Here is a 17873-nt window from a genome sequence, read left to right on the forward strand (position 1 = left end):
GCCTCACATACGGAAGACGCCGAAGTTCTCGGTGCCTTCGATCGGGGCGGTGGCGATGGCCGACAGGCACATTCCCACCACGGTGCGGGTGTCTCGGGGATCGATGACGCCGTCGTCGTACAGACGACCCGACAGGAACATCGGGAGTGACTCGGCCTCGATCTGGTTCTCGATCATCGCGCGCATGCCGGCGTCGGCCTGCTCGTCGAAGACCTGGCCGCGGGCCTCGGCAGCAGCGCGTCCCACGATGGAGATGACGCCGGCGAGCTGCGCACCGCCCATGACGGCGGACTTGGAACTGGGCCAGGCAAAGAGGAACCGCGGATCGAACGCGCGTCCGCACATACCGTAGTGACCGGCGCCGTACGACGCTCCGAGCAGGATCGAGATGTGCGGAACTTTGGAGTTGGCAACCGCATTGATCATCATCGATCCGTGCTTGATCATGCCGCCCTCCTCGTATTCCTTACCCACCATGTAGCCGGTGGTGTTGTGCAGGAACAGCAACGGCGTGTTGGAACGATTGGCGAGCTGGATGAACTGCGTGGCCTTCTGTGATTCCTCACTGAAGAGCACTCCACGTGCGTTCGCCAGGATGCCGATCGGGTAGCCGTTGAGCTCTGCCCACCCGGTCACGAGGGAGGAACCGTAGAGCGGCTTGAACTCGTCGAAGTCGGAACCGTCGACGATACGGGCGATGACCTCACGCGGATCGAACGGGATCTTCAGGTCGGCCGGAACGATGCCGAGCAACTCTTCCGGATCCTCGAGCGGTTCGATGATCTCCGCGCGCGGCGCCGGCCCCTTCTTGGTCCAGTTGAGCCGCTTGACGATCGAGCGCCCGATGCGGATCGCGTCCTGCTCGTCGGCGGCGAAGTAGTCGGCCAACCCGGACTTGCGAGCGTGCATTTCGGCGCCGCCGAGTGCCTCGTCGTCGGATTCCTCACCGGTGGCCATCTTGACCAGCGGCGGGCCTGCGAGGAACACCTTGGAGCGTTCCTTGATCATCACGACGTGGTCGGACATGCCCGGGATGTACGCACCGCCGGCCGTCGAGTTACCGAAGACCAGTGCAATGGTGGGGATTCCGGCCGCGGACAGCTGAGTGAGGTCACGGAACATACGCCCGCCCGGGATGAACACCTCTTTCTGCGTCGGCAAGTCTGCGCCGCCGGACTCTACGAGGGAGATCACCGGGAGTCGGTTCTGCATGGCGATGTCGTTGGCGCGGAAACCCTTACGCAGCGTCCACGGGTTGCTGGTGCCGCCGCGCACGGTGGGATCGTTGGCGACGATCAGGCATTCGACACCTTCGACGACGCCGATACCGACCACGGTGCTGGCGCCGACCGGGAAGTCACTCCCCCACGCAGCGAGGGGACACAGTTCGAGGAACGGTGAATCCTGATCGAGCAGGAGTTCGATCCGCTCGCGTGCCAGGAGCTTTCCCCGCTTGTGGTGCCGCTCGGTGTACTTCTCGCCGCCACCCGCCAACGCCTTGGCGTGCTCGACCTCGATCTCGGCGAGCTTGGTGTTCATGGTCGAAGTTGCGGTCTTGTACACCTCGGAATTGGTGTCCAGTGTTGACCGGATGACACTCATGACTGATACCCCAATCGCTTGGCCGCGAGGCCGGTGAGGATTTCGGTGGTTCCGCCACCGATTCCCAGAATTCGCATGTCCCGGTACTGCCTCTCCACTTCGCTTTCCTGCATGTATCCGAGGCCGCCGAACAGCTGAACAGCTTGGTTCGCAACCCATTCGCCCGTCTCGACTGCCGTGTTCTTCGCAAAGCACACCTCGGCGATCAGATCGCCGTCACCGGCCATGTACCGCTCGATCACCGAGTGCGTGTACACCTTGGCGACGTCGATCTTGCGGGCCATCTCGGTGACGGTGTTCTGGACGGCCTGCCGACTGATCAGGGGGCGACCGAAAGTCTCACGGGCGCGGCACCATTCGAGCGTCAGCTCCAGGCAACGTTCTGCACTGGCATACGCCTGCGCGGCGAGCGCTACCCGCTCGGAGACAAATGCCTGGGCGATCTGCGCGAAGCCGCTGTTCTCTGCACCGACCAGATTCTCCACCGGAACCCGGGCGTCGACAAAGGAGAGTTCCGCGGTATCGGATGCGCGCCAGCCCATCTTCTCGAGTTTGCGCGAGACGGTGAATCCCGGTGTGCCCTTCTCGATCACGAGCAGTGATACACCACCCGCGCCGGGACCACCGGTGCGCACCGCTGTAACGACGAAGTCCGCTCGAACGCCGGAGGTGATGAACGTCTTGGCGCCGTTCACGACGTAATGATCGCCGTCGCGCTTGGCTGTAGTTGTCAGGTGCCCGACGTCGCTGCCTCCGCCGGGCTCGGTGATGGCGAGCGAGCCGATCTTGTCGCCGCGCAGGGTCGGCTTGACCCACTTCTCGATCTGCGCCTCGTCGCCGGCCGCGATCAGGTGCGGCACCGCGATGCCGCAGGTGAAGAGCGATGCGAACAGCCCGCCCGACGCACCTGCGTGATGCATCTCCTCACAGATCACGATGGAGTCGACGGCGTCGCCGCCCTCACCACCGGCCGATTCGGGTGCGCTGGCCCCGAGGAGTCCGAGAGCGCCTGCCTTGCGGTGCAATTCGCGCGGAATCTCGCCATCTCGCTCCCACTGCGTCAGATGCGGCAGAATCTCCTGGTTCACGAATCCGCGTACGGTCTCGCGAAGCGCAAGCCTTTCCGGTGTGGTCCACACGGTCACCGTGAATCCTCTTTCTCGTCAGTTACGGGGAGTAGCGAAATCGGGATGTCGATGTGGCGCGAACGCAGCCATTCACCAATTCCCTTGGCCTGCGGATCGAACCGCGCCTGCGAGGCGACACCCTGACCGAGAATTCCCTCGATCACGAAGTTGACGGCACGAAGGTGCGGAAGCTGGTAGCGAGTGACGTTCAGGTCTGCTGCTTCCGGTAGCAGTTCCTTGAGCATCTCGACGGTCAGTGTGTGCGCCAACCACTTCCACTGATCGTCCGTGCGAACCCAGACGCCGACGTTGGCATTTCCGCCCTTGTCGCCGCTACGGGCACCGGCGATCGTGCCGAGTGGTACTGAAAGCGACGTCTGTGGCGGCAACGGCTCCGGACGCTCCGGTTCGCCGACGGGTTCGAGGTCCTGCGTCAACGTGGACGGAGCGATGTCCACGCGCGTGCCGTCCGGCAGTACGGCCACGTGCGGCACCGATCCCGCGTCGACGTAGCCGGGGGTGAACACTCCGTACGGTTGGCCGTTGCTCGGCGGAGCCGTCAGCGAGAAGCCGGGGTAGCTGGCAAGTGCCATTTCCACCGCAACCGCGGAGAAAGGACGACCGATCACCTTGGGGTCGGAATCGCGAACCACGCAGCGCAGCAACGCACTCGCGGTTTCCTCGGTGTCGGAATCCGGATGATCCGTGCGAGCGAGAGTCCAGACCAGTTCGGCGGGCTTCTTCGTCAGCCAGGATTCGAGCTGAGTCTTCGCCAGATCGGCCTTGGCCTCGATGTCGAGACCGGTGAGAATGAAAGTGGCCTCGTTGCGGAACCCGGCCAGCGTGTTCAGCGAGACCTTGTACTGCGGCGGCGGAGCCTCGCCCGTGACGCCGCTGATCAGCACCCGATCCGGGCCTTCCTGGGTGAGCACTGCGTTGTCGATGCGGGTCGTCACGTCCGGGCCTGCATAGCGTCCACCGGTGATCTCGTACAGCAGCTGCGCCGTCACCGTGCCGACGCTCACCTCGCCGTCCGTTCCGGCGTGCTTGGTGATGACCGAGGTTCCGTCCGCGTTGATCTCGGCGATCGGGAAGCCAGGCCGGCCCAGATTGGGAATCTCTGTGAAGAACGCGTAGTTGCCGCCGGTGGCCTGGGTTCCGCACTCGATGACGTGGCCCGCCGCGACAGCACCGGCAAGCTGATCGAAATCATCTCGCTTCCAACCGAAATGGTGAGCGGCCGGACCGACGATCACCGACGCATCGGTGACCCGTCCGGTGACCACGACATCGGCGTCGGCCGACAATGCTTCGACGATGCCCCAGGCGCCGAGGTACGCGTTGGCCGTCAGTGGGGAGCCGAGTCCGAGTTCGTCTGCCCGAGAGATCAAATCGTCGCCCTCGACGTGGGCGATCTTTGCGTTCAACCCCAGCGTGGTGTTGACCTCGCGCAACGCGTCGGCCAGTCCGGCGGGATTGAGACCGCCTGCATTCGCGACGATCTTCACCCCCTTGTCGAGCGCAAGGCCGAGCGTGTCCTCCACCTGCCGCAGGAACGTCTTCGCGTAGCCGAGCGACGGGTCCTTCATCCGATCCCGCCCGAGGATCAACATCGTCAGTTCGGCCAGGTAGTCGCCGGTCAGGTAGTCGAGTTCGCCGCCCTCGAGCATCTCGCGCATCGCCGAGACGCGGTCGCCGTAGAACCCGGAGCAGTTACCGATCCGTACCGAACTCATTTGCCCACCTTCGATGCTCGTCCCTCGCCGCTGGATCCGACGGCGGCTCGTCCCTCACCGCTGGGTCCGGCAAAGGCCTGCGCGAACCCGAGCCACTCGTCCGCGTCGGCACCCACGGCGACCAGATCGAGATCGGCGCGATTGGCGCGCTGGGTAACCAGCAGGCAGAAGTCCAACGCCGGCCCGGTGACCTTCTGCGGTGCATCTTCCGGCCCCCAGGTCCAGAGCGACCCGTCCGGCGCGGTCAACTCAACCCGGAAATCGTCGGCGGGCGGCGTTTTCTCGTTGACCGAGTACGCGAAGTTTCGCGTCCGCACACCCAGGTGAGCGATGTTCTTGATGCGCGCCGTCGGAGCGCGTTCGACGCCGAGTGCGTCGGCAACGTCCTGCCCGTGCGCCCACGTCTCCATCAGTCGCGCGGTAGCCATGGAGACACCGCCCATGGGCGGGCCGTACCAGGGGAACTTGGTTCCGGCCGGGGCGGCGGTGAGCGCCTCGACGAGAGCGGTGCGCCCCGCTCGCCAATCGGCGAGCAACTCCGCCGGCTGGCGGGCCGCCTGTTCGGCAGCACCGTCGTCGACAAACCCTGCCGGGTTCACGAACGCCGCCTTCAACTGCTCCGCGAACCCGTCCGGGTCGGTGATCGCCAGGATCACTGCACTGTCCGTCCAGTGCAGGTGCCCGATCTGATGTGCGATGGTCCACCCTTCCGCAGGCGTCATTGTCGCCCACTTCTCCTCGGGCAGATCCGCAACCAGGGCGTCGAGGCTCTCGCCTTCGGCCCGCAAGTCATCGATGAACGTCTGAAGTTCGGCCATGCGACCAGCATCACACTCACATCCATAAAAATCAAGCACGAATGATTGTTATTGCGAAATCCTGTGGTGAGAGACTGAGCTCAACTGCCATCGACAACCAGGAGCACCCATGAGCGACGCCGTACTGATCTCGCGAACCGGCGATGTGGTCACGTGGACCCTCAATCGCCCGGACACCCGCAATGCGATCTCCGAGATCGACATGATCGAGGCCCTCGAAGACGCAGTCACCGCGGTCAACCGAGATCAGAGTGTGCGCACGGTCATTCTGACGGGGGCCGGATCGGCCTTCTCCTCCGGCGGCAACGTCAAGCACATGCGAGACAAGGAGGGCATGTTCGGTGGCGCACCCGGCGAGATCCGCCAGGGCTACCGGCACGGCATCCAACGCATCCCGCTCGCGCTGTACACGTGTGAGGTGCCGACCATCGCGGCGGTCAACGGCCCGGCCATCGGAGCGGGCTGCGACCTCTCACTCATGTGCGACCTCCGCATCGCCTCGACCGCCGCAGTCTTCGCCGAGAGTTTCGTCAAGGTAGGACTCATTCCCGGCGACGGCGGAGCGTGGCTGCTCCCCCGCGCGATCGGCAACGCCCGCGCGGCCGAGATGGCGTTCACCGGTGAACCGATCGATGCTGCGAAGGCACTCGACTGGGGTCTGGTCTCGCAGGTGACCGAGCCCGAGGAATTGCTTTCCGCTGCGCACGCTTTGGCAGCTCGAGTAGCCGCCAATCCCCCGCAGGTACTCCGCATGACCAAAAAGCTCCTCCGCGAGGGCCAGCACCAGAGCCTCGAGAGCTTGCTCGAACTCTCGGCCGCCATGCAGTCGATCGCCCACCACACCCGAGATCACCACGAAGCCGTCGCCGCGATGCTCGAGCGTCGAAGTCCCGAGTTCACCGGAGAATGAAGGCCGGCAGTCAGCTACTGCCGGTCGGAGCAGTCCTCACGTCGATACTGTCGCTCCAGTTCGGAGCGGCATTCGCGACGACACTGTTCTCGCAGATCGGGCCGGCCGGAGCCACGACGCTGCGGCTGACGATCGCCGCGATCATCCTCGGCGTCATCGTCCGCCCGCGATGGAGCAGATGGTCGAACCGGCAGCGCAAAGGCATCTTCGCGCTGGGCATCGCCCTCGCCGTGATGAACGGCGCCTTCTACCTCGCCCTCGACACGGTGCCCATCGGAACGGCCGTCACCATCGAGTTCCTCGGACCGCTCACCCTGGCCGCAGTTCTGTCTCGTCGGTGGGCCGACGGAGCATGGGTGCTGCTCGCCTTCGGCGGAGTGTTGCTGCTCGGGTTGGGCGATCACGGCGAATCCGGTTTGGACCCGATCGGGGTGATGTTCGCGTTGATCGCCGCTACTGCGTGGGCCGGATACATCGTGGCCGGTTCCCACCTGGCCGCGACGCTCCCGAGCGCCGACGGGTTGGCAGGCGCAAGCATCGTCGCGGCCGTATTGACGCTGCCCTTCGGCGTCGTCTCGGGCGGAAGTGAACTGCTGGATCCGACGATGCTCGCCGCAGGCGCAGCCGTCGCCGTCCTCTCGTCCGTCATCCCGTACAGCTTGGAAATGTGGGCGCTGCGCTCTCTAGCCAAGAAAGTCTTTGCCGTCCTCATCGCCCTCGAACCCGCAGCGGCCGCACTGGCCGGAGTCCTCGTGATCGGGCAAACGCTCGACGCGTTCACACTCGTGGCCATCGCACTGGTGGTGGCCGCGGGCGTCGGCACAGTCGTCATGAATCGAAAACCCACAGCGAAGTAGTCCAGGTACCGTCAGAGCACGTCATTCCAACGCACAGGAGAACCATGACCAACCCGATCATCGCCACCGTTATCGGTAACACCCCGCAGATCGACGAAAGTGCGTTCATCGCACCCAACGCCACCGTTATCGGCGCGGTGACCATCGCTGCGGGAGCCAGCATCTGGTACGGCGCGGTTATCCGCGGCGACGCAGAATCGATCTCCATCGGCGCTGACACCAACATTCAGGACAACTGCACCGTGCACGCCGACCCGACGTTCCCCGCAGTGCTGGGCGAACGAATCTCGGTCGGCCACAACGCAGTGCTGCACGGGTGCACCGTCGAAGACGACGTTCTCGTCGGCATGGGTGCCGTGGTGCTCAACGGCGCACACATCGGCTCGGGGTCACTGATTGCAGCCGGTGCCGTCGTGTCTCAGGGGATGCAAATCCCGCCTGGATCACTGGTCGCCGGCGTGCCCGCCAAAGTCAAACGTGAACTCTCCGAAGGCGAAAAGGCCGGTATCACCGCCAACGGCGCCGGCTACATCATGCTCGCGAAGGCTCACCAGGACATCGAACAAGCCTGATCGAAACGACGCTCGCGGCCGGTAGCAGCAAGAGCAACGACTAGCCTCGGGGCCGCAACGTACTGTTCGGCAACTCGGGTGCCGGGAGCGCCGGACCGTCGTATCCCGGCACGACGCCGAAACGCCGGTCCGGGACGCTGCCGTCGAATCCGGAGGCAAGCTCGGCCTGCCACTTGCGTCGATACTCGACGATCTCTTCGTGTGTACGGCCCATGAAGTTCCACCACATGATGACCTGCTCGCCCAATGGTTTCCCGCCGAGAAGTAGCAGTCGAGCCGGTTCGGATCCCGGATTGCGCAAAGTCAGTTTTCCGAAACCCGGTGCTTGATAACCCAACTCGGCCCAGCCGACAGTGGTACCACGCAGAACAACCGATCCTTGATCGACGATCACGCCGTGCTCATGTGAACGATCGACATCGAGGGCGATCTCGGCCCCAGGATCGAGAATCACCTCGGCACCGAGTAATTCGGTGAAGGTAGACACCGGAGACGTTTCACCGGCGAGCGAACCGAGGAACACACTGAGCGTGACACCATCGGTGGTCACCGGCTCCGGTCGATAGTGAACGAACGCGGGTGCGGTATCGCGCGCCGCATCCGGCAGCGCCACCCACAACTGCATCCCGTGCAGAACCTTCGTATTCGGCGTCGACACCTCGGAGTGCGCGATGCCACTCCCGGCCGTCATCAGATTCAGTTCACCCGGCCGTACCATCGCATGGGAACCGATGCTGTCACGGTGCTCGATCTCTCCGGTGAACAGCCAACTCACCGTCTGCAAACCGGTATGCGGATGCGGCGGCACATGCATGCCCGGTCCTGAGCCGACGTCATCCGGACCGTAATGATCTGCAAAACACCATCCCCCGATCAGCGAACGCTCGCGTTGCGGGAGGGTGCGTCGCACTCGCATGGCCCGCGGGCCACCGAGCGGTACGTCGCGCGGGGTGAGGATCTGAATCTCGCTCTCCGCCGGATGGCCTTCGCATTCCTGCTCGACGGGCTGCGCTTCGAGGTTGCTCATATCGTCCATCCTGCCTCCAGTCATGACTGCGCGAGACGCAGACGCGTGCACAATTCGGCCAACAGTCGAAGTTCATCAGCGTCCAGGGCCGGTCCGACGTGGCGGCGGATGCTCGCGGCATGACGGCGACCCACTGATTTCTGCAGCGCTGCACCCGTTTCGGTGAGTTGCACGATCGTCCCGCGGCGATCCTGTGGATCAACACTTCTCGTTACCAGACCTTCGCCCTCCAACCGTTCCACCAGGCGACTGAGCGAAGGCTGGCTCAGCAATATCTCCCGATTCAGGTCATGCAGGCGAAGGGAACTACTCGGCGCAAGACTCAGCGTGAACAGCACGTCGTACTCGCGCATCGACACCTGATCCCAGACGTCATCGGCAGAGAGCCGCCGCAGCACCGACACCTGGGCGCGAAACAAGGCTTCCCAGGCGTCGGTGGCGAGTTCGGTGGTGCTGACCGGAACCTCAGGCAGTTGCTCGTCAGGCAGTGACACTGCTTGCCTCACGAGCCGCCTTCATCGACGCGTGAGTGGGCGGGTTGTCCGGCACATGTGCTGGCCGCCTGGCCGCGAACTCACGGCGCAGAACCGGAACAACTTCCTCACCGAGCAGATCGAGCTGCTCGAGCACCGTCTTCAGCGGCAGTCCGGCGTGATCCATCAGGAACAGCTGGCGCTGGTAGTCACCGAAGAAATCGGCAAACGCCAACGTCTTCTCGATGACCTGTTCAGGGGAACCGACGGTCAGCGGCGTCTGCTCGGTGAACTCTTCGAGTGAGGGCCCGTGGCCGTACACCGGAGCATTGTCGAAATACGGACGGAATTCCTTGACCGCGTCCTGACTGTTCTTGCGCATGAAGACCTGACCACCGAGACCGACGATCGCCTGATCCGCGGACCCGTGGCCGTAATGTTCGTAACGCCGGCGGTAAAGATTGATCAGCTCGATGTAGTGCTCTTTCGGCCAGAAGATGTTGTTCGCGAAGAATCCGTCGCCGTGATACGCCGCGATCTCCGCGATCTCGGGGCTGCGGATCGAGCCGTGCCACACGAACGGCGCGACGCCGTCCAGCGGGCGCGGTGTGGACGTGAATCCCTGGAGTGGAGTGCGGTACTCCCCTTGCCAGTTCACGACCTCCTCGTCCCAGAGCCGGCGAAGAAGTTGATAGTTCTCGAGCGCCAACGGGATACCGGCGCGAATGTCCTTGCCGAACCACGGGTACACAGGCGCGGTGTTTCCGCGACCCATCATCAGATCGACGCGCCCCTCGGCGAGGTGTTGAAGCATCGCGTAATCCTCGGCGATCTTCACCGGGTCATTGGTGGTGATCAGCGTCGTGGACGTGGAGAGCGTGATCTTCTCGGTCTGGGCCGCGATGTATCCGAGCATCGTGGTCGGAGATGACGGCACGAACGGCTTGTTGTGATGCTCGCCGGTCGCGAAGACGTCGAGACCGACTTCCTCGGCGTGCTTGGCGATGGTCGTCATGGCCTTGATGCGCTCGTGCTCTGTCGGGGTCGCCCCCGTCGTGGGATCAGTGGTGACGTCACCGACCGTGAAGATTCCGAACTGCATGGTTGCTCCTCCGCGAACTAGATCCATGCGTTTGCATGTAACTGATCAAACATTCAACCATCCAGCTGTATTCCACGGCAAAAAGGTGAGGGCGGCACACAAGATGTGTGCCGCCCTCACCTGGACGAACGATCTACCGAAAAGCGGTCAGTGCATAACGATCGGCGTTGCCGTCTCGCCCTCGGCCACCGGCCTGGTGGTCTTGCTCCGCGGCAGGAAGAACGCCGGGATGAGGGTCAGGACGATCAGCACAGTGGCAACGAGGAAGGTGTTACCGAAGGCATCCGACGCCGCACTGAGAATCGAATTCGCAGCAGACTCCTCCGGACTTCCCGGTTCGGTCGGAATGTGCGAGGCCGCACCGACCATCGTCGTGTCGAGGCCACGATCGAGAAGCTGGTTGGTCAAGACCACCGACATCACGGCGGTACCGATCGAACCTGCGGTCTGCTGAACGATGTTCATCAGAGTGGAGCCGCGAGCGATCTGCTCGTTGGAGAGCGTCACGATAGCTGCGGTCATCAGCGGCATCATGGTGCAACCCATACCGAGGCCCATGACGAACAAGGCGCCCATCAGCAGCCACGTCGGGGAATCCGAGGCAACCTGTGTGAACACACCCAAACCGATGAGAATCAGCGGCAAACCGGTCAGGACGATCTTGCCCGGGCCGATCTTGTCGACCAGTCGACCAGCGATCGGCATGGTGACCATAGCGCCCAGACCCTGTGGAGCCATCAACAATCCGGCCGCGAGCGTGGTGTGCCCGCCGACCTGAATGAAGTAGCTCGGGAACAGCAACCCGGCGCCCATGAAGGCGACGATGAACAGCGACGTCGTGATGACGGCGGTGGTCAACTGACGGTTCTTGAACAGGTGCAGGTCGATCAGCGGGTGATCCTTGTTGAGCGCGTGGAACACGAAGGCGATGATCAGCGCCAGACCGATACCGGCCGACACCAGAACCCGAGCCGACGCAACCGTTCCCACCTCAGGGATGGACGACACACCGAACAGGAACAGCGCCAGGCCGGGCGACAGCAGGATCATGCCGAGGAAGTCGAACGACTCCGAAGGCTTCGCCTTGTCGGACGGCAGAATGATGAATGCTGCTGCCAACGCGATGATGCCGATCGGCAGGTTGATCAGGAAGATCCAGTGCCAGCTCGCGGCCTCGATCAGCCAACCACCGAGGATCGGGCCACCGATGGGGCCGAGCAGCATCGGGATACCGAGAACTGCCATGACGCGACCGACGCGGTCCGGACCGGCGGCCCGGGTCATGATGGTCATACCGAGCGGCATCAACATGCCGCCGCCGAGACCCTGGAGCACACGGAAGCCGATGAGCGAGGTGATGTCCCACGCCATCGCACAAGCGACCGAACCGAGCACGAACAGCACCAGGGCCGTCATGTACAGGCGCTTGGTGCCGAAACGGTCGGCAGCCCAACCGGTAACCGGAATGACCGTCGCCAAAGCGAGGGTGTAGGCCGTCATCGTCCACGCGACGGTGGCGTACGAAGTTTCGAAGTCCTCGGCAAAGGTGGTGAGCGCGACGCTCACCACGGTTACGTCGAGAATCGACATGATGGCGCCGAGCACCACCACGGAAGCGATCTTGAGGACCGCCCCGTCAAGTTTGTCGGACGCCGGTGCCGGCGCGTTCGGCGATGTCATCGCGAAGTCTCCTGGTTAAGTGCTCGCAGATAGTCACCCGCGAGAATGGGCTTGAGAGCCTCGAACAAACGAATCCGCTCTGGCTCAGGAACACGCGACGCGAATTCGCGAAGCTGGCCGCGCTTGCACTCGATGTGGTTGGTCGTCACCTTACGACCGGCCTCCGACAAGGAAACCCGCTTGACGCGTCGGTCCCGCTCGTCTTCACGGCGATCGACCAGACCCATGTTCACGAGCTGATCGATGTTCCGCCCCGTAGCTGCCACCGAGAGCCGAAGCTCTTCGGCAACCTCGTTGATCGGGATCGCCGCATCACGTTGTGCAAGTACGAACAGCACACGCACCTGAGAGAACGAGAGATCCAGTTCGATCAACGCATCGATCGACTCCGAATCACCGGCGCTCATCAGGCGAGTGAACAACTCGTCGAGTGCTCCATACAGGTCATCAGAATCGGAAGCGATCACCTGGCAAATGGTAGTGCGGTTGCAACTATTGCCCAAATGAAAACATGTTGCAACTTATTATTTGGTGACCACCATCACGTTGCGAAGAATCATTCCTGCAGCAAGATGGCCTTTCCGAGAACTTTGCCGCTTTCGAGATCAGCCAGGGCAACTGCTGCGTCGGCAAGCGGATACCGTGCCTTGACCAGCGGACGCAAGCCGTTTCGGACGTGTTCTACCAGCGATGCATGCACCTCGGCTACCGCCTCGGGATTGGTACGCGTGAACTCACCCCATGCCGCGCCGACAATGCTGATATTGCGAAACAGCACCCGGTTCACCTTTACCTCGGGAATACCGCCGCCGGCGAATCCGATCACCACGAGTCGTCCTTCGGGTGCCAGAACCCGGACCGCGTCGTCGAACGCATCGCCGCCCACCGGATCCACCACGATCTGAGCGCCGACGCCGTCGGTCAGTTCCCGAATCCGCTCTCCCCATCCCGGAGCCAGCGCGACCACCTCGTCGGCACCGAGCTCACGCAAGAAGTCGTCGACGCCCTCGCGTCGTACCACGGCGATCGCCCGGGCACCGTGCGCCTTGGCCAGCTGGATGGTTGCCGTTCCGACTCCGCCTGCAGCGCCGAGCACGACGACAGTCTCCCCCGCGACGATCTTCGCGCGACGAGCGAGCGCGAACTCCATCGTCTGATAGTTGATGATCAGCGAGGCCGCCTCGTCGAAGGCGAGTCCGTCCGGAATTCGGAGTACCTGCGCCGGGTTGACGGCAATCTGCTCTGCATACCCACCCAGATACGCGGCCGCGAGAACACGATCGCCCGGAGCGAAACCCGACCCTTCCGGCGCGGAGACCACGACGCCCGAGATCTCCGCGCCGGGAATGAACGGCGGTTCCGGGCGGATCTGATACTTGCCGTAGGTGATGAGCAGGTCCGGAAAGCAGACGCCACTTGCCTTCACATCGATGAGAACAAGACCTTCGGCTGCGGGCTCGGGAACCTCCTGCGCGACAATTCCTTCGGGACCGGACAGTTCCGTAACCACCATGGCGCGCACAGAAAGCTCCTCTTCGGGACATCTGAAGTCTGGACCGGTAACCCGGTTTTCTCGACTTTAACCGGGTACTCACGTCAGATCATCGTTCGCTCCCGATGTGCAGACGTTCGAGTCCGTCGAGAATCAGATCGAGACCGAAAGCGAATTCGGCGGCGTAGCTGCATCCCGGAGCAAGGACGTGCTCGGTGGTCAACTCGGCTAGGTGCGGATACTGACCGCTCTCGAACGAGCCCATGATCGCCTTCGCCAGTTCCGTCGTTTCCTGCGCTGTTTCGAACGGCAAGCTCACTTCTTGCAGCACGAAGCCGTAGATGTACGCATCCATGATCGAAAAGGCATGCGCAGCAAGGGCGACGGGAAAGTCGGCGGCGCGTAGCGTTCCGATGACGGCATCGTGGTGGCGCAGGGTCGCGGGACCAGGCGTCGTTCGGGACTCCATCAACGGAGTTGCCCACGGGTGCCTCCCCAACACTTCCCTTGTCGATACCGCTCGCACGTGAAGTTCCGTGCGCCACGGGCGTCCCGGCGTCGGCAGATCGATCTCCGCGAAGACCGCATCGACCATTCCGTCGAGCAGATCCCCTTTGTCCGAAACATGGTTGTACAGAGACATCGCTTCGACGCCCAGTTCGGTGCCCAACTTCCGCATGGTCATCGAATCGATTCCGACGGAATCGGCAAGCGCGACAGCAGCGTGTACGACGTCGTCACGGGTCAATCTTGCGCGCTTCTCCACGTTGACAGAACTTACACCGTAAGTGCAATACTTACGCTGTAAGTATTCGACGAACGGAGACTCGCATGCCGAAGGAACTGATGACCGCCGTCGTACAGGATCGCTACGGCGAGGCCGACGTTCTCTACGTCGACCACATTCCGCGCCCCACTGTCGCCGACAACGAAGTGCTGATACGCGTCGAGGCCGCGTCCGTCGACCGCGGGGCATGGCATCTCATGGCCGGACTGCCATATCCGTTGCGCCTCGCGGGTTTCGGGCTGCGCAGACCTAGGAACCGGGTACGCGGACTGGACGTATCCGGCCGAGTCGAGGCCGTCGGCAGTTCGGTGACCCGCGTGGCAGTCGGCCAGGAGGTATACGGGATCGCGGTCGGTTCGTTCGCGGAGTACGCACGCGCACTCGAGACGAAGATTGCCGCAAAACCTGCCCGGTTGTCGTTCGCACAAGCAGCAGCGGTGCCGGTCTCCGCCCTCACAGCGTTGCAAGCCGTGCGCGACCACGGCCGCGTGCAGGCGGGCCAATCCGTCCTCGTACTCGGCGCATCCGGTGGCGTCGGGATTTACGCGGTGCAGGTGGCAAAAGCCATGGGCGCTCACGTCACCGGCGTGTGCAGCACCTCGAAAACCGATACCGTCCGCTCCATCGGTGCCGACGAGGTTCTCGACTACCGCGTCGACGACGCCACCGACGGATCGCATCGGTACGACGTCATCATCGACACCGGCGGCAACCGCCGACTGCGAGATCTTCGACGGGCGCTCACACGCACCGGAACGCTGGTGATCGTCGGCGGCGAGAACGGCGGACGGTGGCTCGGCGGAACCGATCGCCAAATACGCGCACAGTGCCTGTCTCCGTTCATATCTCAGAAAATGGTCACCTTCATCGCTTCGGAGAACGCCGACGATCTGGAGGTCCTGACGCAGATGATCGACGCAGGTGACATCACCCCGGTGATCGACTCCGTTCATCCCCTTGCCGACACCGCCGTCGCCGTGGCACGAATGGTCGACGGCTCCGGCTGCGGAAAGCAGATAATCGCCACTCGCTGAAAAGCCTGACAGAATCGGCTCACTCCAGCGAACAGGAATCTCACGTGAACCCAGATCTCACGCTCGCGCAACAGCCGGACCGAGGACCGATCTTCGTCAAGTCCCGCCCGGTCCGCACCGGCGACATCGACGTCGCCAAGCAGGTCAGGCTCGACGCCGTCGCCCGCTACCTGCAGGACATCGGCAACGACAACATCGAGGCCGCGGGAGCCATCGACACCCATCCGCTCTGGATAGTGCGTCGTACGGTCGTCGACGTCGTACGCCCGGCGATCTGGCCGGAAGAGTTGACGATGACTCGCTGGTGCTCCGGCTTCTCCACGAGATGGGCGAACATGCGTGTGCGCTTCGACGGCAGCAACGGCGCGCTGATGGAAACCGAAGGCTTCTGGATCAACATCAGCGCCGAGTCGGGCATGCCCACGCGGATGAGTGACGACTTCATGCGGCCACTGGAGGAATCCACCGACGAGCATCGCCTGAAGTGGAAGCGTGTCCTCGCCGAGAACGCACCGGAGGCGGACGACGCCGGTGTTCTGGACACGCCGTTCGCTCTGCGCGCCACGGATATCGACCCGTTCGACCACGTCAACAACGCCGTCTACTGGCAGGCAGTCGAAGAGGTCCTCAGCGCTCGCACCGAACTACGGACAGTTCCGCATCGAGCACTGATCGAGTACCTCTCCCCCATCGTCTCCAGCGACGACGTCGTCCTGCGCAGCCGCGTCGACGACAAGACCGTCACGGTCTGGTTCCTGGTCGGCGAAGCGCTCCGCGCAGTTGCGCAGGTGAGCGCCCTCTAACGCAGTTTCTGGGTCGCGACAGCCGCGACACCGAACACCAACGCAAGAAGAATCGCGGCCCAGAAACCGAAGAGCCACCACACCACGCCGAACACGACCACTGCCGGGGCAACGGTGATGAAAGCGATGGTGGGGCTTTCTCGTACCACCTCGAGTGCAGTTCGGGCATTAGTTCGATCGAGCTTCTTACCGGCCATCGAAAACCTCCTTCAAGGTCCTGACCATCCAGAGTAACCGGACTGACGGGCACAAAGCGGATACCGTGAACGCATGGCCGACCACCGCACCCTCGTCCTCATGCGACACGGCAAGTCCAGCTACCCCGAGGGCATCCGTGATCACGAGCGTCCGCTCGCCGAACGGGGCCTGCGCGAGGCCCGCATCGGCGGCGAATGGATCCGTGAAAACGTCCCGCCCGTCGACGCCGTTCTGTGCTCCACCTCCCGGCGGACCGTCGAAACCCTTGCCTCGACGGGAATCGAAGCTCCCGCCGGGTTCGAGAAGTCCATCTACGGCGGCTCACCCGCAGACGTCATTGCAGCTGCGCGAACCACGTCCGACCACGTCAAGACGCTCCTGATCGTCGGACACGAACCCGGAATTCCCTGGACTGCACTCGATCTCGCATCGAACGAAAACTCCGAAGCGGCCCAACGTATCCGCGACAAGTTCCCGACTTCGGCGATCGCCGTCCTCTCCGTACCGGTGCCGTGGACCGAACTCGACGACTCCGTCGCCACTCTGCTCGAGTTTCACGTGCCTCGTTAGATCAACCACACTGCTAAACCACCTCACGCAGTAGGCGGTCCGAAAGTGCAAGCGCGTCACGGTCGTACGTCGACGTGGACGCCAGCAATTCGTCGGCACCGGTTCGCTCGGCCAGATCGTGAAGCTGCTGCTTCACCTCGACGGGCGTCCCGTGCAGCGCCGAAGCCGTGAACGACTCGATGCGCCTGGCGTTTCGATCACTGCGCGGGGCGCGCCTGATCTCGTCCGGCGACACGAGCGGCGGAAACTCCCCTGTCCGTGACGATTCTGCGAGCGCGTACGCCTCCGGGATCAGCAACTCACGGGCCGCCTCGGTGGTATCGGCAACCGCCACCTCGAGGGAAACCACCACATAGGGTTCGGGGTGTGTGTCGGTGGGCTGGAAAGCTCGGCGGTACTCGTCCAATGCCTCCACCCGGTCGGTGCTCCCAATTCCGAGTATCGGCGCACCCACGACCACCGGAAGCCCCAGTTGCGCTGCCACTTTCAGACCTGTGCGCGTCGCCAGCACGAAGATCGGGACTCCAGTCTGCGACGCCGGCCGTGCCGTCACTGCCGCGGATCCGTCCAGATAACGCCTCACCTCGTCCAGGTCCGACACAAACGTGTCCGGAGCGTCCTTGCCACGTCGTAGTGCCTGACGAACAGGCTCCGTGAATCCCAGCGATCGGCCGAGGCCGAGATCGATTCGCCCCGGGTAGAGAGCCTCCAGCATCAGGAACTGCTCGGCGACGATCAGCGGTTGGTGATTCGGCAGCATGACTCCACCGCTGCCGAGTCTGATATCGCGCGTATGCGCGCCGATCGCGGCAAGCAGTACTGCCGGCGACCCGCTCCCGATCCCGGGCACCGCGTGATGCTCGGCCACCCAGAACCGGTGGTAGCCGAGAGCGTCGGCGTGCGCGGCACGTTCGACGGAATGCGTCAGAGCTGCGGAGTCGGGGTATCCGCTCCTGGTTCGGGATCGGTCGAGCAGTGAGAGAAGCACCCTCGGAGCAACAAAGAATTCGGAAAGTTTCATCCGGACGCCGAACGAGGACCGTTTCTGACCGCAATACCCGCAACACTGGACCTGTCGCCGGAAT

General features: G+C 63.4%; 19 protein-coding genes. 6 read left to right on the forward strand and 13 right to left on the reverse strand.

Annotated features, from left to right (window positions below; genetic code table 11):
• Positions 1–3 precede the first annotated feature (3 nt).
• From ABH939_RS17450 to ABH939_RS17465, 4 genes are read right to left on the reverse strand one after another with little or no spacing between them, the layout of a single operon-like run.
• Positions 4–1602 carry an acyl-CoA carboxylase subunit beta gene (locus ABH939_RS17450; RefSeq protein ID WP_003941989.1) on the reverse strand — a complete coding sequence of 533 codons (1599 nt, stop codon included), beginning with the start codon at positions 1600–1602 and terminating at the stop codon, positions 4–6.
• Positions 1599–2747 carry an acyl-CoA dehydrogenase family protein gene (locus ABH939_RS17455; protein ID WP_333824343.1) on the reverse strand — a complete coding sequence of 383 codons (1149 nt, stop codon included), beginning with the start codon at positions 2745–2747 and terminating at the stop codon, positions 1599–1601. Before ABH939_RS17455 ends, ABH939_RS17450 begins: the two co-directional genes overlap by 4 nt.
• Positions 2744–4465, reverse strand: coding sequence for an acyclic terpene utilization AtuA family protein (locus tag ABH939_RS17460; RefSeq protein ID WP_404649888.1), 1722 nt, complete (start codon positions 4463–4465; stop codon positions 2744–2746). Before ABH939_RS17460 ends, ABH939_RS17455 begins: the two co-directional genes overlap by 4 nt.
• Positions 4462–5283: a TIGR03084 family metal-binding protein gene (locus ABH939_RS17465; RefSeq protein WP_404649889.1), complete on the reverse strand. Its 822-nt coding sequence runs from the start codon at positions 5281–5283 to the stop codon at positions 4462–4464. Before ABH939_RS17465 ends, ABH939_RS17460 begins: the two co-directional genes overlap by 4 nt.
• A 109-nt stretch (positions 5284–5392) precedes the next feature.
• Here ABH939_RS17465 and ABH939_RS17470 point away from each other — a divergent pair, with 109 nt between their 5' ends.
• Genes ABH939_RS17470 through ABH939_RS17480 form a run of 3 tightly spaced genes read left to right on the forward strand, consistent with a single transcriptional unit; the run spans position 5393 to position 7622 of the window.
• Positions 5393–6193, forward strand: coding sequence for a crotonase/enoyl-CoA hydratase family protein (locus ABH939_RS17470; RefSeq protein ID WP_047268912.1), 801 nt, complete (start codon positions 5393–5395; stop codon positions 6191–6193).
• Positions 6190–7050: a DMT family transporter gene (locus ABH939_RS17475; RefSeq protein WP_007728407.1), complete on the forward strand. Its 861-nt coding sequence runs from the start codon at positions 6190–6192 to the stop codon at positions 7048–7050. The genes ABH939_RS17470 and ABH939_RS17475 overlap by 4 nt, the downstream gene beginning before the upstream one ends.
• Positions 7051–7094: 44 nt before the next feature.
• Entirely contained in the window at positions 7095–7622 is a 528-nt protein-coding gene (locus ABH939_RS17480) for a gamma carbonic anhydrase family protein (protein ID WP_404649890.1), read from the forward strand.
• Positions 7623–7662: 40 nt separating this feature from the next.
• On the opposite strand, the gene ABH939_RS17485 is transcribed toward ABH939_RS17480, so the two are convergent.
• The 7 genes from ABH939_RS17485 to ABH939_RS17515 form a co-directional block, all read right to left on the reverse strand.
• Complete coding sequence (locus ABH939_RS17485) at positions 7663–8649, reverse strand: pirin family protein (protein WP_039972959.1); 987 nt, start codon at positions 8647–8649, stop codon at positions 7663–7665.
• Between the two features lie 20 nt (positions 8650–8669).
• Positions 8670–9143 (reverse strand): MarR family winged helix-turn-helix transcriptional regulator, encoded by a 474-nt coding sequence (locus ABH939_RS17490; protein ID WP_082931433.1) that lies wholly within the window; start codon positions 9141–9143, stop codon positions 8670–8672.
• Positions 9130–10224, reverse strand: coding sequence for an LLM class flavin-dependent oxidoreductase (locus tag ABH939_RS17495; protein ID WP_007728412.1), 1095 nt, complete (start codon positions 10222–10224; stop codon positions 9130–9132). Before ABH939_RS17495 ends, ABH939_RS17490 begins: the two co-directional genes overlap by 14 nt.
• A gap of 147 nt (positions 10225–10371) precedes the next feature.
• On the reverse strand, positions 10372–11904 hold the full coding sequence (locus tag ABH939_RS17500; RefSeq protein ID WP_058227496.1) for a DHA2 family efflux MFS transporter permease subunit: 1533 nt from the start codon (positions 11902–11904) through the stop codon (positions 10372–10374).
• On the reverse strand, positions 11901–12371 hold the full coding sequence (locus ABH939_RS17505; protein WP_217018587.1) for a MarR family winged helix-turn-helix transcriptional regulator: 471 nt from the start codon (positions 12369–12371) through the stop codon (positions 11901–11903). Before ABH939_RS17505 ends, ABH939_RS17500 begins: the two co-directional genes overlap by 4 nt.
• Positions 12372–12460: 89 nt before the next feature.
• On the reverse strand, positions 12461–13426 hold the full coding sequence (locus tag ABH939_RS17510) for an NADPH:quinone oxidoreductase family protein (protein WP_217018585.1): 966 nt from the start codon (positions 13424–13426) through the stop codon (positions 12461–12463).
• A gap of 79 nt (positions 13427–13505) precedes the next feature.
• Positions 13506–14162: a TetR/AcrR family transcriptional regulator C-terminal domain-containing protein gene (locus tag ABH939_RS17515; protein ID WP_404649891.1), complete on the reverse strand. Its 657-nt coding sequence runs from the start codon at positions 14160–14162 to the stop codon at positions 13506–13508.
• A gap of 65 nt (positions 14163–14227) precedes the next feature.
• Between ABH939_RS17515 and ABH939_RS17520 the strand changes: the two genes are divergently transcribed.
• Both ABH939_RS17520 and ABH939_RS17525 read left to right on the forward strand, forming a co-directional pair.
• A complete protein-coding gene (locus ABH939_RS17520; protein ID WP_391590911.1) occupies positions 14228–15217 on the forward strand; it encodes an NAD(P)-dependent alcohol dehydrogenase in 990 nt (329 codons plus the stop codon).
• 44 nt (positions 15218–15261) lie between these two features.
• Complete coding sequence (locus ABH939_RS17525; RefSeq protein WP_007728423.1) at positions 15262–16020, forward strand: acyl-[acyl-carrier-protein] thioesterase; 759 nt, start codon at positions 15262–15264, stop codon at positions 16018–16020.
• Here the strand turns inward: ABH939_RS17525 and ABH939_RS17530 are convergent.
• On the reverse strand, positions 16017–16217 hold the full coding sequence (locus ABH939_RS17530; RefSeq protein ID WP_003941897.1) for a hypothetical protein: 201 nt from the start codon (positions 16215–16217) through the stop codon (positions 16017–16019). The two genes, ABH939_RS17525 and ABH939_RS17530, sit on opposite strands and share 4 nt — an antisense overlap.
• A 73-nt stretch (positions 16218–16290) precedes the next feature.
• Here ABH939_RS17530 and ABH939_RS17535 point away from each other — a divergent pair, with 73 nt between their 5' ends.
• Entirely contained in the window at positions 16291–16788 is a 498-nt protein-coding gene (locus ABH939_RS17535) for a histidine phosphatase family protein (RefSeq protein WP_007728426.1), read from the forward strand.
• 13 nt (positions 16789–16801) lie between these two features.
• On the opposite strand, the gene ABH939_RS17540 is transcribed toward ABH939_RS17535, so the two are convergent.
• The gene (locus tag ABH939_RS17540; RefSeq protein ID WP_404649893.1) at positions 16802–17809 is read right to left on the reverse strand and encodes an LLM class flavin-dependent oxidoreductase; all 1008 of its coding nucleotides are present in this window, start codon (positions 17807–17809) and stop codon (positions 16802–16804) included.
• Positions 17810–17873: the final 64 nt, after the last annotated feature.

The sequence above is a fragment of the Rhodococcus sp. 27YEA6 genome, assembly GCF_044908235.1.
GTDB classification, from domain to species: domain Bacteria; phylum Actinomycetota; class Actinomycetes; order Mycobacteriales; family Mycobacteriaceae; genus Rhodococcus_F; species Rhodococcus_F qingshengii.

Excerpts from the sequence above, each read along its gene's own strand:
- ABH939_RS17450 (WP_003941989.1), bottom strand. The coding sequence starts at position 1,602 with ATGAGTGTCATCCGGTCAACACTGGACACCAATTCCGAGGTGTACAAG.
- ABH939_RS17460 (WP_404649888.1), bottom strand. The coding sequence starts at position 4,465 with ATGAGTTCGGTACGGATCGGTAACTGCTCCGGGTTCTACGGCGACCGC.
- ABH939_RS17465 (WP_404649889.1), bottom strand. The coding sequence starts at position 5,283 with ATGGCCGAACTTCAGACGTTCATCGATGACTTGCGGGCCGAAGGCGAG.
- ABH939_RS17470 (WP_047268912.1), top strand. The coding sequence starts at position 5,393 with ATGAGCGACGCCGTACTGATCTCGCGAACCGGCGATGTGGTCACGTGG.
- ABH939_RS17475 (WP_007728407.1), top strand. The coding sequence starts at position 6,190 with ATGAAGGCCGGCAGTCAGCTACTGCCGGTCGGAGCAGTCCTCACGTCG.
- ABH939_RS17480 (WP_404649890.1), top strand. The coding sequence starts at position 7,095 with ATGACCAACCCGATCATCGCCACCGTTATCGGTAACACCCCGCAGATC.
- ABH939_RS17485 (WP_039972959.1), bottom strand. The coding sequence starts at position 8,649 with ATGAGCAACCTCGAAGCGCAGCCCGTCGAGCAGGAATGCGAAGGCCAT.
- ABH939_RS17495 (WP_007728412.1), bottom strand. The coding sequence starts at position 10,224 with ATGCAGTTCGGAATCTTCACGGTCGGTGACGTCACCACTGATCCCACG.
- ABH939_RS17500 (WP_058227496.1), bottom strand. The coding sequence starts at position 11,904 with ATGACATCGCCGAACGCGCCGGCACCGGCGTCCGACAAACTTGACGGG.
- ABH939_RS17520 (WP_391590911.1), top strand. The coding sequence starts at position 14,228 with ATGCCGAAGGAACTGATGACCGCCGTCGTACAGGATCGCTACGGCGAG.
- ABH939_RS17530 (WP_003941897.1), bottom strand. The coding sequence starts at position 16,217 with ATGGCCGGTAAGAAGCTCGATCGAACTAATGCCCGAACTGCACTCGAG.
- ABH939_RS17535 (WP_007728426.1), top strand. The coding sequence starts at position 16,291 with ATGGCCGACCACCGCACCCTCGTCCTCATGCGACACGGCAAGTCCAGC.
- ABH939_RS17540 (WP_404649893.1), bottom strand. The coding sequence starts at position 17,809 with ATGAAACTTTCCGAATTCTTTGTTGCTCCGAGGGTGCTTCTCTCACTG.